The sequence below is a fragment of the Ramlibacter sp. PS4R-6 genome, from assembly GCF_037572775.1.
Lineage (GTDB): Bacteria > Pseudomonadota > Gammaproteobacteria > Burkholderiales > Burkholderiaceae_C > Ramlibacter.
The window spans coordinates 2,896,606-2,911,334 of sequence record NZ_JBBHKA010000001.1; the positions used below are offsets into that span (position 1 = coordinate 2,896,606).

The 14,729-nt window shown below is 67.6% G+C and carries 11 protein-coding genes; all 11 read right to left on the minus strand.

Going from position 1 to position 14,729, the window contains the following annotated elements; genetic code table 11:
• On the minus strand, positions 1 to 1,056 hold the full coding sequence (locus WG903_RS14385) for a 2-oxoacid:ferredoxin oxidoreductase subunit beta (protein WP_340076550.1): 1,056 nt from the start codon (positions 1,054 to 1,056) through the stop codon (positions 1 to 3).
• Positions 1,053 to 2,897 carry a 2-oxoacid:acceptor oxidoreductase subunit alpha gene (locus tag WG903_RS14390; RefSeq protein ID WP_340076552.1) on the minus strand — a complete coding sequence of 615 codons (1,845 nt, stop codon included), beginning with the start codon at positions 2,895 to 2,897 and terminating at the stop codon, positions 1,053 to 1,055. The genes WG903_RS14385 and WG903_RS14390 overlap by 4 nt, the downstream gene beginning before the upstream one ends.
• Complete coding sequence (locus tag WG903_RS14395) at positions 2,894 to 4,714, minus strand: FAD-dependent oxidoreductase (RefSeq protein ID WP_340076554.1); 1,821 nt, start codon at positions 4,712 to 4,714, stop codon at positions 2,894 to 2,896. Before WG903_RS14395 ends, WG903_RS14390 begins: the two co-directional genes overlap by 4 nt.
• Positions 4,715 to 4,816: 102 nt before the next feature.
• Positions 4,817 to 5,299 carry a VOC family protein gene (locus WG903_RS14400; RefSeq protein ID WP_340076556.1) on the minus strand — a complete coding sequence of 161 codons (483 nt, stop codon included), beginning with the start codon at positions 5,297 to 5,299 and terminating at the stop codon, positions 4,817 to 4,819.
• Entirely contained in the window at positions 5,296 to 6,336 is a 1,041-nt protein-coding gene (locus WG903_RS14405; RefSeq protein WP_340076558.1) for an alkaline phosphatase D family protein, read from the minus strand. Before WG903_RS14405 ends, WG903_RS14400 begins: the two co-directional genes overlap by 4 nt.
• 91 nt (positions 6,337 to 6,427) lie before the next feature.
• Positions 6,428 to 8,449 (minus strand): acetyl-CoA carboxylase biotin carboxylase subunit, encoded by a 2,022-nt coding sequence (accC, locus tag WG903_RS14410; RefSeq protein WP_340076560.1) that lies wholly within the window; start codon positions 8,447 to 8,449, stop codon positions 6,428 to 6,430.
• On the minus strand, positions 8,442 to 9,230 hold the full coding sequence (locus WG903_RS14415; protein WP_340076563.1) for a YdcF family protein: 789 nt from the start codon (positions 9,228 to 9,230) through the stop codon (positions 8,442 to 8,444). Before WG903_RS14415 ends, accC begins: the two co-directional genes overlap by 8 nt.
• Complete coding sequence (locus WG903_RS14420; RefSeq protein ID WP_340076565.1) at positions 9,227 to 10,759, minus strand: acyl-CoA carboxylase subunit beta; 1,533 nt, start codon at positions 10,757 to 10,759, stop codon at positions 9,227 to 9,229. The genes WG903_RS14415 and WG903_RS14420 overlap by 4 nt, the downstream gene beginning before the upstream one ends.
• A gap of 12 nt (positions 10,760 to 10,771) precedes the next feature.
• Positions 10,772 to 11,743 carry a methylmalonyl Co-A mutase-associated GTPase MeaB gene (meaB, locus tag WG903_RS14425; RefSeq protein WP_340076567.1) on the minus strand — a complete coding sequence of 324 codons (972 nt, stop codon included), beginning with the start codon at positions 11,741 to 11,743 and terminating at the stop codon, positions 10,772 to 10,774.
• Entirely contained in the window at positions 11,740 to 12,471 is a 732-nt protein-coding gene (locus WG903_RS14430) for an SGNH/GDSL hydrolase family protein (RefSeq protein ID WP_340076569.1), read from the minus strand. Before WG903_RS14430 ends, meaB begins: the two co-directional genes overlap by 4 nt.
• Positions 12,468 to 14,627, minus strand: a complete 2,160-nt coding sequence (gene scpA / locus WG903_RS14435; RefSeq protein WP_340076571.1) for a methylmalonyl-CoA mutase — start codon at positions 14,625 to 14,627, stop codon at positions 12,468 to 12,470. Before scpA ends, WG903_RS14430 begins: the two co-directional genes overlap by 4 nt.
• Between the last annotated feature and the right edge of the window lie 102 nt (positions 14,628 to 14,729).

A 14,729-nucleotide genomic window follows, 5' to 3' on the forward strand; every position in this document is an offset into this window, starting at 1 on the left:
CTAGCGCAAGGATGCGTTGATCTTCTCCAATGCCGCCGCGCCGGGGCAGAGCTCCGGTACATCCAAGGAATTCAGCGGCTTCGCACTCGTGTTGTACGCCGTATGCAGGTCGGTGGCTAGGGGGTCGACGTACAGCAGTCCGGTCAGCACCTCGCCGCGCGCGGCGTGCTCGTGCATGTAGCTCATGGCCGCGTGGCGGTTGGTCGGGTCGTAGTCGGCGTGCAGGCTGCGCAGGCGCAGGAGCGTGCCGTCATGCTGGCGCACGTCCACCACCTCGCCGGGCGCGTACTCGCTCACGATTTCGTCGCGCGGCGTGATGAAGTCGATGCGGCTGACGGACTCGTTGTGCTCGCGTACATAGTCGTAGCTCTTGGTGCTGCCCGGGTGGTTGTTGAACGCCACGCAGGGGCTGATGACGTCGATGAAGGCCGCGCCGCCGTGCGTGATCGCGCCCTTGATGAGTGGCACCAGCTGCGCCTTGTTGCCCGAGAAGCCGCGGCCCACGTAGGTGGCGCCCATCTGCAGCGCGATGCCGACCAGGTCGATCGGGCTGTCGCTGTTGACCACGCCCTTTTTGCTCTTGCTGCCCTGGTCCGCCGTCGCCGAGAACTGGCCCTTGGTCAGGCCGTACACGCCGTTGTTCTCCACGATGTAGGCCATGCGCACGCCGCGGCGCATCGCGTGCGCGAACTGCCCCAGGCCGATGGACGCGGAGTCGCCGTCGCCCGAGACACCGAGGTACAGCAGCTCGCGGTTGGCCAGGTTCGCGCCCGTCAGCACCGAGGGCATGCGCCCGTGCACGGTGTTGAAGCCATGCGAGGCGCCCAGGAAGTAGTCCGGCGTCTTCGAGCTGCAGCCGATGCCCGAGAGCTTGGCGACGCGGTGCGGCTCGATGTCCAGCTCCCAGCAGGCCTGGATGATCGCGGCGGAGATCGAGTCGTGCCCGCAGCCGGCGCACAGCGTGGAGATCTTGCCTTCGTAGTCCCGCCGCGTGTAGCCGACCTTGTTGGTCTCCAGGGTCGGGTGCTTCAGCCGCGGTTTCGCGATGTACGTCATGCCATCTTCTCCTCGACCTTGCCGCCGGACTTCATGCGCGACGGCAACCGGTCCATGATCGCCCGGGTGATGAACCGCGCCGTGATCGGCGTGCCGTCGAAGTGCAGCACCTTCAGCAGCTTCTTCGGGTCGGCCTCGAGTTCGTTCACCAGCAGGCTGCGCATCTGCGCGTCGCGGTTCTGCTCGACGACGAACACCTTGTCGTGATCGGCGATGAAGCGCGCCACGCTTTCCGGGAACGGGAAGGCCCGCAGCCGCATCGCGTCGATATGCACGCCCTGCGCGTCGAGCACCTCGAGCGCTTCCTTCATGGCGGGGCTGGTCGAGCCGTAGTAGATGACGCCCAGCTTCGACTGCTGGCGACCCAGCTGGATCACGGGCTGCGGCACCATCGTCGCGGCCGTCGCGAACTTGCGCAGCAGCCGCTCCACGTTGTACATGTAGTCCGGCCCGCGCTCGGAATAGCGGGCGTACGGGTCGCGCGTCGTGCCGCGCGTGAAGTACGAGCCCTTGGTCGGGTGCGTGCCCGGCAGCGTCCGCCAGGGGATGCCGTCTCCGTCCACGTCCTTGTAGCGGCCGAAGTCCTTGCCGGCCTCCAGTTCCTCGGCGGTCATCACCTTGCCGCGGTCGTAGTCCTTGCCGTCTTCCCACTTGAACGGCGCGCACAGGCGCTGGTTCATGCCGATGTCCAGGTCGGTCATCAGGAAGACGGGCGTCTGCAGGCGGTCGGCCAGGTCCAGCGCCGCCGCCGCGTGCTCGAAGCATTCCGCCGGGTCCTCCGGCAGCAGCAGCACGTGCTTGGTGTCGCCGTGCGACGCGTAGGCGCAGGCCAGGATGTCCGCCTGCTGCGTGCGCGTGGGCATGCCCGTGGAGGGCCCGCCGCGCTGCACGTCGATGATCGTCACCGGAATCTCGGCGAAGTACGCCAGCCCGATGAATTCCGTCATCAGCGAGATGCCTGGCCCGGAGGTCGCCGTGAACGCACGGGCGCCGTTCCACCCCGCGCCCACGACCATGCCGATGGAGGCGATTTCGTCCTCGGCCTGCACGATGGCGAACTTGTTCTGCCCCGTGTTCGGGTCCACGCGCATCTTCATGCAGTACTTCTGGAACGCCTCGGCGCACGACGACGACGGGGTGATCGGGTACCAGGCCGCGACGGTCGCCCCGCCGTAGACGCAGCCCAGCGCCGCGGCGCTGTTGCCGTCCACGAAGATCTTGTTGCCCACGTTGTCCGCGCGCTTCACGCGCAGGCCGATGGGCCACTGCAGGTGCTCCTTGGCGAAGTCGCGTCCCAGGTGCAGCGCCTGCACGTTGGACGACAGCAGCTTCTCCTTGCCCTTGTACTGCTCGCCGAAGAGCTTCTCGATCACCTCCGGCTCGATCTCCATCAGCACCGACAGCGCGCCGACGTAGACAATGTTCTTGAACAGCTGCCTTTGCCGCGCATCGGTGTAGACCGCGTTGCAGATCTCCGTGAGCGGCATGCCGATCACGTTGATGTCGTCGCGGAATTTCGCCGGCGGCAGCGGCCGCGTGCTGTCGTAGAAGAGGTAGCCGCCCGGCTCGAGCTCCGCCACGTCGGCCTCCCAGGTCTGCGGGTTCATCGCGACCATCATGTCGATGCCGCCGCGCCGGCCCAGCCAGCCCTTCTCCGTCACGCGCACCTCGTACCACGTGGGCAGGCCCTGGATGTTGCTCGGGAAGATGTTGCGCGGGCTCACCGGCACGCCCATGCGCAGGATCGCCTTGGCGAACAGCTCGTTGGCGCTGGCCGAGCCCGAGCCGTTGACGTTGGCGAACTTGATGACGAAGTCGTTGACCGCCTCGATGCGCTTCATGCCGCAACTCCCACCTTCTCGCCCTGCCCGCCGGCCTTGGCCGTGTGCAGCAGGAACTTCTGCATGTCCCACGCGCCCGTCGGGCAGCGCTCGGCGCACAGGCCGCAGTGCAGGCAGACGTCCTCGTCCTTCACCATGATGCGGCCGGTCTTCAGCGGCCCGGAGGCGTACAGGTCCTGCGCGAGGTTCAGCGCGGGCGCCTTCAGGCGCGTGCGGACGTCGGGCTCCGCGCCGTCCTCGGTGAACGTGATGCAGTCCATCGGGCAGATGTCCATGCAGGCGTCGCACTCGATGCACAGGTTGTCGGTGAACACCGTCTGCACGTCGCAGTTGAGGCAGCGCTGCGCTTCCTTGAACGCCGTCTTCAGGTCGAAGCCCAGCTCCACCTCCACCTTGATGCTGGCCAGCGCCTTCTCGGCCTTGGCCCACGGCACCTTGAAGCGCGCGTCGTCCGACGTGTCGTTGTCGTAGCTCCACTCGTGGATGCCCATCTTCTGCGACACGAGGTTCGCGAAATGCTCCGGCCGCTGCGCCGGATCCTCGCCCTGCAGCAGCTTGTGGATGGACACGGCCGCCTCGTGGCCGTGCGCCACCGCCGTGATGATGTTCTTCGGGCCGAACGCCGCGTCGCCGCCGAAGAAGACGGTGGGCGCCGTCGAGCGGAACGTCTCCTTGTGCAGGGCGGGCAGGCCCCACTTGTCGAAGGCGATGCCGCAGTCGCGCTCGATCCACGGGAAGGCGTTCTCCTGCCCCACCGCCACCAGCACGTCGTCGCACTCGAAGAAGGGATCGGGCTCGCCCGTGGGCACCAGCTTGCGGTTGCCCTTGTCGTCGTACTCCGCGCGGACGATCTCGAAGGTCATGCCCTTGAGCCGGCCGCCCTCGTGCACGAAGGCCTTGGGCACGTGGTAGTTGATGAAGGGGATGCCCTCGTGCATGGCATCTTCCTTCTCCCACGGCGAGGCCTTCATCTCGTCGAAGCCGCTGCGCACGATGACCTTCACGTCCTCGCCGCCCAGGCGCCGCGCCGAGCGGCAGCAGTCCATCGCCGTGTTGCCGCCGCCCAGCACGATCACGCGCCGGCCGACCTTCGTGACGTGGCCGAAGGACACCGACGCCAGCCAGTCGATGCCGATGTGCACATTCGCGGCCGCTTCCTTTCGCCCGGGGATGTCCAGGTCGCGCCCGCGCGGCGCGCCGCAGCCGACGAAGATCGCGTCGTAGCCTTGCTGCATCAGCGCCTTCATCGACTCGATGCGCTGGTTGGCCACGAACGTCACGCCCATGTCCAGGATGTAGCCCGTCTCCTCGTCGATCACCGACTCGGGGAGGCGAAAGCGCGGGATTTGCGTCCACATGAAGCCGCCGGGCTTGGGCTCGCCGTCGAACACGGTGATGTCGTAGCCCAGGGGCGCGAGGTCGCGCGCGACGGTGAGCGACGCCGGGCCGGCGCCCACGCACGCGATGCGCTTGCCGTTCTTCGGCGCGATCTTCGGCATGCGCGACTTGACGTCGTCGCCGTCCTTGAAATCGGCCGTGACGCGCTTGAGGCGGCAGATCGCGACGGGCTCGGGCTTCTCGAGGTTCTCTTCCTCGACGCGGCCGCGGCGGCAGGCGGGCTCGCAAGGCCGGTCGCAGGTGCGCCCGAGGATGCCGGGAAAGACGTTCGACACCCAGTTGATCATGTAGGCGTCGCTGTAGCGGCCTTGCGCGATGAACCGGATGTATTCGGGAACGGGCGTATGGGCCGGGCAGGCCCACTGGCAATCGACGACCTTGTGGAAGTAGGCCGGGCTCGCGTTTTCTGTGCGCTGCAAGCTGTTGTCTCCTTGGCGCGGGACCGGGGCGTCATGGGCCCCGCGAGGCAGTCTAAGGCCTGCGCGCAAAGAGGCGCTGCTAGGGTTTTACCCCGTGGCTTCTCAGCTCCACGTCAGGGCCAGGCGCTCGAAGGCCGAAATCACTTCCGGCGGCGCCTGCACCAGCTCGATCAGCACACCCTCGCCGCCGACCGGGCTCTCCTCGCTGCCTTTCGGGTGCACAAAGCAGATGTCGAAGCCCGCTGCACCCTTTCGTATGCCGCCCGGAGCGAAACGCACGCCATGCCGGCTCAGCCATTCGACGGCCTTGGGCAGGTCGTCGATCCACAGGCCGACGTGGTTCAGCGGCGTCTGGTGCACCGCCGGCTTCTTCGCCGCATCCAGCGGCTGCATCAGGTCCACCTCCACCTTGAACGGGCCGGTGCCGATGGCGCAGATGTCCTCGTCGACGTTCTCGCGCTCGCTGCGGAACGTGCCCGTCACTTCCAGCCCGAACATCTCCACCCACAGCTTGCGCAGTCGCTCCTTGTCGGGGCCGCCGATGGCGACCTGCTGGATGCCGAGGACCTTGAAGGGGCGTGTCATGTCGGGGCCTTGAGTTCGTCCAGGTGGATGGATTGTGCGCGGCGTTTGGCGCCGCGGATGTCCCGGACCGCCAGCTCGACCGTGCGCGCGGCCCAGTCGACGTCGACGGTGCCGAAGTTCAGGCCGGTGAACGGCGGGCCGACGCGGTTGGGACCCGCCTCGTTGTTCGATTCGAAGGAGTGCGTGACACCGCTGGAGGTGATGTCGTGCAGCGGATACGGCGTGCCGTCCGTTTCGCGGTAGATCGCCCCGATGTGCCGGTCGCCGGAGAGGAAGACGATACCGTTCGCGCGCGTGCGCTTCACCAGGTCGTAGAGCTTCTGGCGCTCCAGCGGTAAGTTGCCCCAGCGCTCCCAGCCATGGCCGTCGGCAACGACCTGCACGCTCGACACGATGAGCCGCAGGTCGGCAGGCTGCCGCAGCTGCTCCTCCAGCCAGGCCCACTGCTGCGGGCCGAGCATGGTCTTGGCAGGGTCCGCATCGGGCACGTAGCGCTCCTTGCCGGGCGCATTGCGTTCGTCGGTGCGTTTCAGGGGCGAGCGGAACCAGCGCGTGTCGAGCACGATCACCTGCACGCGGCCGGCCACCATCCGCGCGTCGTAGAGGCCCTCGCGGGCCCGGCGTGGGTCGTCGGCTGGCGCCCGCCAGAACTTCAGGAACTCGTCCTTGGACGGCTGCTTGAAGGCGAAGTCCGCGCCGCCGTCGTTCTCGCCGTAGTCGCCGTCGTCCCAGATCGCCATGTGCGGGACCGTGGCGCGCAGGCGCGCAAAGCCCGGCACCGCCTCCTGCATCGCATAGGCATCGCGCAGCACCGCCAGCGAGAACGGCGGGCGGTCGGCGTACACGTTGTCGCCGGCGAAGACGAAGAAGTCCGGCCGTTGCGCCAGGATCGTGTCCCACATCGGCTGCGGGTGCGACTGCTCCGTGCACGACGCGAAGCCGATGACGGTGTGGCCCGCGAGCCGCGCGGGCGCCGCCGCGCACCCGGCCAGTGCCGAGGCGCCCCACGCAACGAACTGCCTGCGCCGCAGCAGCATCAGCCTTTGCGGCCCGAGAGGTGGCGAACGCCCTTCGCACCCGCGTTCTCGCGGTGGGAAAGGTCCGGCGGCAGCCGGAAGCCCTGCTCGTTCATTCGAACTCCACGATGGGTTGGTCCACCACCAGGCTCTCGCCCTTGCCGGCGAGCACCTTCGCCACCACGCCGTCGGCGGCGGCGAACAGCACGTTCTCCATCTTCATCGCCTCGATCACGGCCACGCGTTCACCCGCCTGCACCTTCTGCCCCGGCTGCACGGCCACGTCCACCAGCAGGCCCGGCATCGGCGACAGCACGTAGCGGCTCATGTCCGGCGGCGGCTTGTGCGGCATCAGCGCATGCAGGTCGGCCGCGCGCGGCGCCAGCACCATCGCATCCAGCCGCGTGCCGTTGTGCCCGACGCGGATCGCCATGGGGTTCTTGGGCAAGCCGCGCTCCACCTGCGCGGTGAAGGGCTTGCCGTTGACGGTGCCGCGGATGCGCGCCGCGCCCAGGTGCCAGTTGCTGCACATCTCGTAGCGCTTGCCGCCGACGTCCACCACGCTGGAGCCCGTCACGGCCTGGAAGTCGCTCACCTTCACGGGGATGCGCTTGTGGTCGCCCTCGGCGTCGAGCACCACGGCGACGAAGTCCTCGCCCACCGTGAACTCGTGGCCGTGCAATTGCCCGCTGATACCGGCGGCGCGCTGCAGCGACCGCCGGTTCACGTAGGCGGCGATCGCCACGAGGAAGTCGGGGTCGGCATGGGGAACATCTTCCGGATGAAAGCCCTTGCCGTAGTTCTCGGCGATGAAGCCCGTGTTGAAGTCGCCCGCGACGAACTTCGGGTGCGCCAGCAGCGCCGCCTGGAACGGGATATTGCTGGAGATACCGCGGATGACGAAGGCGTTCAGCGCCTCGCGCATCTTCGCGATCGCCTCGTCGCGGTCCTTGCCGTGCACGATCAGCTTGGCGATCATCGAGTCGTAGAACATCGGGATCTCGCCACCCTCCTGTACCCCGGTGTCGATGCGCACGTCGTCCGTCGCCTTGGGCGGCTGGAAGCGCACGAGCCGCCCCGTCGACGGCAGGAAGTTGCGGAACGGGTCTTCGGCGTTGATGCGGCACTCGATCGCCCAGCCGTCCTTCTTCACGCCGGCCTGCGTCAACGGCAGCTCCTGCCCCGCCGCCACGCGGATCATCAGCTCCACCAGGTCCAGCCCCGTGATGTATTCCGTCACCGGGTGCTCCACCTGCAGGCGCGTGTTCATCTCCAGGAAGTAGAACGATTCGTCCTTGCCGACGACGAATTCCACCGTGCCCGCCGATTCGTACTTCACGGCCTTGGCCAGCGCCACGGCCTGCTCGCCCATGGCCTTGCGGGTCTTGTCGCTGATGAAGGGCGACGGCGCTTCCTCGATCACCTTCTGGTGCCGCCGCTGGATCGAGCATTCGCGCTCGTTCAGGTAGATCACGTTGCCGTGCGAATCGCCCAGCACCTGGATCTCGATGTGGCGCGGCTCCTCGACGAACTTCTCGATGAACACGCGGTCGTCGCCGAAGCTGTTGCGCGCCTCGTTGCGGCAGGAATCGAAGCCCTCGCGCGCCTCCTTGTCGTTGAACGCTACGCGCAGGCCTTTGCCGCCGCCACCGGCCGACGCCTTGATCATCACCGGGTAGCCGATGTCCTTCGCGATCTTCACCGCCTGGTCGGCGGACTCGATCGCGTCGTTCCATCCCGGGATGGTGTTGACGTTGGCTTGCTTCGCCAGCTTCTTCGAGGCGATCTTGTCGCCCATCGCCGCAATGGAGTAGTGCTTGGGGCCGATGAAGGTGATGCCCTCCTCCTCGACCTTTTTCGCGAACTCCTCGTTCTCGGACAGGAAGCCGTAGCCCGGGTGCACCGCCTGCGCGCCCGTCTGCTTGCACGCCTCGATGATGCGATCCATGCGCAGGTAGGACTCGCGCGAGGGCGCGGCGCCGATGTGCACCGCTTCGTCGGCCAGCTCCACGTGGCGCGCGTCGCGGTCCGCGTCGGAGTACACGGCGACGGTCATGATGCCCATCTTGCGCGCGGTGCGGATGACGCGGCAGGCGATCTCGCCGCGGTTCGCAATGAGGATTTTTTCAAACATTCTTTTCTCCGAATTCGCCCAGCGCCCAGCCGGCCGCGAACGCGAAGTATTCGCGCAGCCACGCGTTGAAGCGGATGTACAGCGGGGTGGGCGCGCCGGCGGCGCTGACGTTGGTGTATCCGGCATTCCGCGCGATCCACGAGGCGCGCAGCGCGTGGAAATCGCTCGTCACGACGAGGATGGGCGACGCCGGCGCGACACCGTGGCGCTGCAGCAGCGGGCGGCTCAGCACGAAATTGCCGTGGGTACTGGTGCTCGCCTCTTCCTGCACGATGCGGGCGGACTCCAGGGCATGCGCGCGCAGCCAGTCGCCCATCACCTGCGCCTCGGCGCGCTCCTCGTCGAAGCCGCGCCCGCCGCTCACGACGACGGGAATGCCGGGGTATGCCCGCGCACGGGAAAGCGCGAGCTCCAGGCGCCGCTCGAGCACCGGCGACACCTTGCCGCCGGGTGTGCCGGAGCCCAGCACCATGATCGCCGCCGGAGCAGCGGCCGGCGCGGCTGCCGCTTGCAGGTGCTGCGCGAGAAACACGAAGAAGATCGCCACGCTCGCCATCCACAAGGCGACCAGCGCCCACGCAGCGCGCCACAGCCAGCGCCGCCGCGGCGACACGTCCAGCCACGCCTGCACGCGTTCGCGCCGCAGGGCCAGCGCCAGCAGCACCGTGCCGAACAGGAACGGCAAGGTCGCCCCCAGGCTGAACACGCGCTGCGCAAAGAGGAACAGCGCGTCGCCCACGAGGAGCAACCCCACCACGCCACCGGCGGTGGCAGTCCTCACAGCGGGATGTTCCCGTGCTTGCGCCATGGGTTGTCCAGCTTCTTCTCGCGCAGCATCACCAGCGAGCGGCAGATGCGCTTGCGCGTCTCGTGCGGCAGGATCACGTCGTCGATGAAGCCGCGAGCGCCGGCGATGAACGGGTTGGCGAAGCGCGCCTTGTATTCGGCCTCGCGCGCGGCGAGTTTGGCGGGGTCGCCCTTGTCCTCGCGGAAGATGATCTCCACCGCCCCCTTGGCGCCCATCACCGCGATCTCGGCGTTGGGCCAGGCGAAGTTGACGTCGCCGCGCAGGTGCTTGGAGCTCATCACGTCGTAGGCGCCGCCGTAGGCCTTGCGCGTGATCACGGTGATCTTGGGCACCGTGCACTCGGCGTAGGCGTAGAGCAGCTTCGCTCCGTGCTTGATGATGCCGCCGTACTCCTGGCTTGTGCCCGGCATGAAGCCCGGCACGTCGACGAAGGTGATCACCGGGATGTTGAAGGCGTCGCAGAAGCGCACGAAGCGCGCGGCCTTGATCGAGCTCTTGATGTCCAGGCAGCCCGCCAGCACCAGCGGCTGGTTGGCGACGAAGCCGATCGTCTGGCCCTCCATGCGCCCGAATCCCACGATGATGTTCTTCGCGTAGTCGGCCTGCAGCTCGAAGAAGTCGCCGTCGTCCACGACCTTCAGGATCAGCTCCTTCATGTCGTACGGTTTGTTGGGGTTGTCGGGCACCAGCGTGTCCAGCGACATGTCCATGCGCTCGGCCGGGTCGTTGCTGGGGCGGATCGGCGCCTTCTCGCGGTTGTTCAGCGGCAGGTAGTTGTAGAAGCGCCGCAACATCAGCAGCGCCTCGACGTCGTTCTCGAACGCCAGGTCGGCCACGCCACTGCGCGTGGTGTGCGTGACCGCGCCGCCCAGTTCCTCCGCCGTCACCTCCTCGTGCGTCACGGTCTTCACCACGTCGGGGCCCGTGACGAACATGTAGCTGGAGTCCTTCACCATGAAGATGAAGTCCGTCATCGCGGGCGAGTAGACGGCGCCGCCGGCGCACGGCCCCATGATCATGCTGATCTGCGGGATGACGCCCGACGCCAGCACGTTCTTCTGGAACACGTCGGCGTAGCCGCCCAGCGACGCCACGCCTTCCTGGATGCGCGCGCCGCCCGAGTCGTTCAGGCCGATCACCGGCGCGCCGACCTTCATGGCCTGGTCCATCACCTTGCAGATCTTCTCGGCGTGCGCTTCCGACAGCGCACCGCCGAACACCGTGAAGTCCTGGCTGAAGACGAACACGAGGCGGCCGTTGATCATCCCGTAGCCGGTGACCACGCCGTCGCCGGGGATCTTCTGCTTGTCCATCCCGAAGTCGTGGCAGCGGTGCTCCACGAACATGTCCCACTCCTCGAACGTGCCTTCGTCGAGCAGCAGCTCCAGCCGCTCGCGCGCCGTCAGCTTGCCTTTCTTGTGCTGCGCGTCGATGCGCTTAGCGCCGCCGCCTTGCCGCGCGGCTTCGCGCTTTTTCTCGAGTTGTTCGAGGATGTCGTGCATGTTGCGTCCCTCTCAGGTTCCTTTTTCCCACGCGTCCAGCAGGCGGCGCGCGGCCGTCGACGCGGGCACGCGGCCCGCCTCGACATCGTTCGTCAATTGCGGCAGCAGGCCGCGCACGGCGGCATGCTCGCGGAAATCGTTCTTCAGCCCGGCCTCGATGCGCTCCCACATCCACGCCAGCGACTGGTGCTGCCGGCGCGCGGCCAGCTGCCCGTTCTTCGTGCGCGCGTCGCGGAAGTCCGTCACCGCCTGCCAGAAGCGGTCCAGGCCCTCGCCCTTCAGCGCGCTCAACTGGATGACCTGCGCCGAGTGCTCGCGCTTGCGGCCCTGCTGGCTGAAGATGCGCATCACGCCCGTCACCTGCGCCTGCGCGCGCGTGGCGGCGTCGGGGTCGATGTCCGCCTTGTTGATCACCACCAGGTCGGCCAGCTCCATCACGCCCTTCTTGATGGCCTGCAGGTCGTCGCCGGCATTGGGCAGTTGCATCAGCACGAACATGTCCGTCATGCCGGCCACCGCCGTTTCGCTCTGGCCGACGCCGACGGTTTCGACGATCACGACGTCGTAGCCGGCCGCTTCGCAGACCAGCATCGACTCGCGCGTCTTCTCGGCCACGCCGCCCAGCGTGCCGCTCGACGGGCTGGGCCGGATGTAGGCCTTGTCGTTGACCGACAGCATCTCCATGCGCGTCTTGTCGCCCAGGATCGAGCCGCCGGACACGGTCGACGACGGGTCGACGGCGAGCACGGCGACACGATGCCCTTTCTCGATCAGGTACAGCCCCAGCGCCTCGATGAAGGTGCTCTTGCCCACACCGGGCACGCCGCTGATACCGAGCCTGAATGACCGGCCCGAATGGGGCAGCAGCTTCGTGAGGAGTTCGTCGCCCTGCGCGCGATGGTCGGCGCGCGTCGATTCCAGCAGCGTGATCGCCTTCGCAATGGCGCGGCGCTCCCCGGCGAGGACCTGGTCGGCGAGGTTCATCGCGCCGCCCATTTCGCCCGGCCCTGCAGGATGATGTCCGCCAGGCGCGCCGACCACATCGGGTAGACGGCGGGACCCGGGTGGAAGCCGTCCTCGGCGAGCACGCCCGGCTCCGTGGGAATGTTCGCCGGCCAGTAACCCACGCCGCGCGACGTCGCCCATTCACCCAGCGCCTTGTCCAGCCAGCTCGCGTAGCGCCCGAGGTACCAACGCAGCGGCTGCGGCAGGGCCGTCAACCGGCCCATGGGCGGCAGGCCCGAAACCACGCCCCACTTCACGCCCACGTCTTCCTCGAGCAGGCTCCACAGCGCCGCGATCCGCTCCACGAAGCCGGCCGCGGTGGTCTGCGAGGTCACGTCGTTCACGCCGAGCACGATCACCGCGACGTCGGCGGGCTCGACGCGCGAAGCGCGAACCAGGGCGATCGCCTCCGACGCATTCACGCCCGATTGCGCGACGAGCTGCCAGCCGACCGCATAGCCTTCGCGCAACGCCAGCTCCTTCGCCAGCGGCAAGGCAAGGGCTTGCGCCTGGTCGGCCATCCCGACACCGGCGGCCGACGAATCGCCGACCACGAGCACGCGCAGCTTCGTCTCGCCCTTGCCCTCGACGCCGTCGCGCGGCCCCGGTGCTTCCGGCAGGCGCAGCGCCGTGCGGCGCAGCCAGCGCGCCTGCGGCAACAGCACCGGCCCCAGCGCCAGCTTCGCGGCGACGAGCGCGGCGGTCACGCCTTCTGGGCCTTGCGGATCTGCTCGAGCACGTCTTTCGCGCTCGCGGGGATCGGGGTGCCCGGGCCGTAGATGCCCTTCACGCCCGCTTCGTAGAGGAAGTCGTAGTCCTGCTGCGGGATCACGCCGCCGACGAACACGATGATGTCGTCGGCGCCCTGCTTCTTCAGTTCCTCGATGATCGCCGGCACCAGTGTCTTGTGGCCCGCCGCCAGCGTCGAGATACCCACGGCATGCACGTCGTTCTCGATCGCCTGCCGCGCGCATTCCTCGGGCGTCTGGAACAGCGGCCCCATGTCGACGTCGAACCCCAGGTCGGCGAACGCCGTGGCCACGACCTTCGCGCCGCGGTCATGCCCGTCCTGCCCGAGCTTCGCCACCATCACGCGCGGCCGGCGGCCCTGCGCGCGGGCGAATTCGTCGATTTCCTTCTTGAGTTTGTCCCAGCCCTCGGCCGAGTCGTAGGCAGCTGCGTACACGCCGGTCACCTTTTGCGTATCGGCGCGATGGCGCCCAAAGACTTGCTCCAATGCGTCGGAGACTTCACCGACGGTCGCCCTCAGGCGGATCGCCTGGATGGTCAGCTCCAGCAGGTTGCCCTGCCCGCTTTCCGCGCCCTTCACCAGCGTGTCAAGCGCCGCCTTCACCTTGGCGCCGTCGCGCGCGGCACGGACCTTCGCGAGGCGCGCCACCTGCTGCTCGCGCACCTTGTTGTTGTCCACCTCGAGGATGTCGTGCACGCCTTCCTTCTCGAGCCGGTACTTGTTGACGCCCACGATCACGTCCCTGCCCGAGTCGATGCGCGCCTGCTTCTCGGCGGCCGCCGCCTCGATCTTGAGCTTGGCCCAGCCCGAATCGACCGCGCGCGTCATGCCGCCCATCGCATCGACTTCTTCGATGATCTTCCACGCGGCGTCGGCCATCTCCTGCGTCAGCTTCTCCATCATGTAGCTGCCGGCCCAGGGGTCGATCACGTTCGTGATGTGCGTCTCTTCCTGCAGGATCAATTGCGTGTTGCGGGCGATGCGCGACGAGAACTCCGTGGGCAGCGCGATGGCCTCGTCGAAGGAATTGGTGTGCAGCGACTGCGTTCCGCCGAAAACGGCTGCCATGGCCTCGATGGTCGTGCGCACCACGTTGTTGTACGGGTCCTGCTCGGTCAGCGACCAGCCCGAGGTCTGGCAGTGCGTGCGCAGCATCAGGCTCTTGGGCTGCTTGGCGTTGAAGCCCTTCATGATCCGGCACCACAGCAGGCGCGCGGCGCGCATCTTGGCGATCTCCAGGTAGAAGTTCATCCCGATCGCCCAGAAGAACGACAGGCGGCCGGCGAACTCGTCGACGTCCAGCCCCTTCGCGATGGCCGTCTTCACGTACTCCTTGCCGTCGGCCAGCGTGAAGGCCAGCTCCAGCGCCTGGTTGGCCCCCGCCTCCTGCATGTGGTAGCCGGAGATCGAGATCGAGTTGAACTTCGGCATGTTGCGGGCCGTGTACTCGATGATGTCGCCGACGATGCGCATCGACGGCTGCGGCGGGTAGATGTACGTGTTGCGGACCATGAACTCCTTGAGGATGTCGTTCTGGATGGTCCCCGAAAGCTTGTCCTGCGCGACGCCCTGCTCCTGGGCCGCCACCACGTAGCCGGCCAGCACCGGCAGCACGGCGCCGTTCATCGTCATGGACACGCTGACCTTGTCCAGCGGGATGCCGTCGAACAGGATCTTCATGTCCTCGACCGAATCGATCGCCACGCCGGCCTTGCCCACGTCGCCCTTCACGCGCGGGTGGTCGCTGTCGTAGCCGCGGTGCGTCGCCAGGTCGAAAGCGACCGACACGCCTTGCCCGCCCCCGGCGAGGCCCTTGCGGTAGAAAGCGTTCGATTCCTCGGCGGTAGAGAAGCCTGCGTACTGCCGGATGGTCCACGGCCGCGCCGCATACATCGTGGCCTGCGGGCCGCGGATGAAGGGCTCGAAGCCCGGCAACGTGTTGGCGTACGGCAGGCCCTGCAGGTCCTCGGCCGTGTACAGCGGCTTGACGGCGATGCCGTCCGGGGTGACCCAATCGAGCGCGTGCACGTCGCCGCCGGGCGATGACTTGGCGGCAGCCTTGCGCCACGCGTCGAGGTCCGCGGCGCTGAATTCGGGGCTGGGCTTGTTCATGGCGGAAGTGTCTTCCTTTGGTTCGCGGCCGTCAGAAGCCGATCCCGGCATCTTACCGCATTTATAATTATTGATGAAGAATGAGAAAGCTGGCAGAATGCC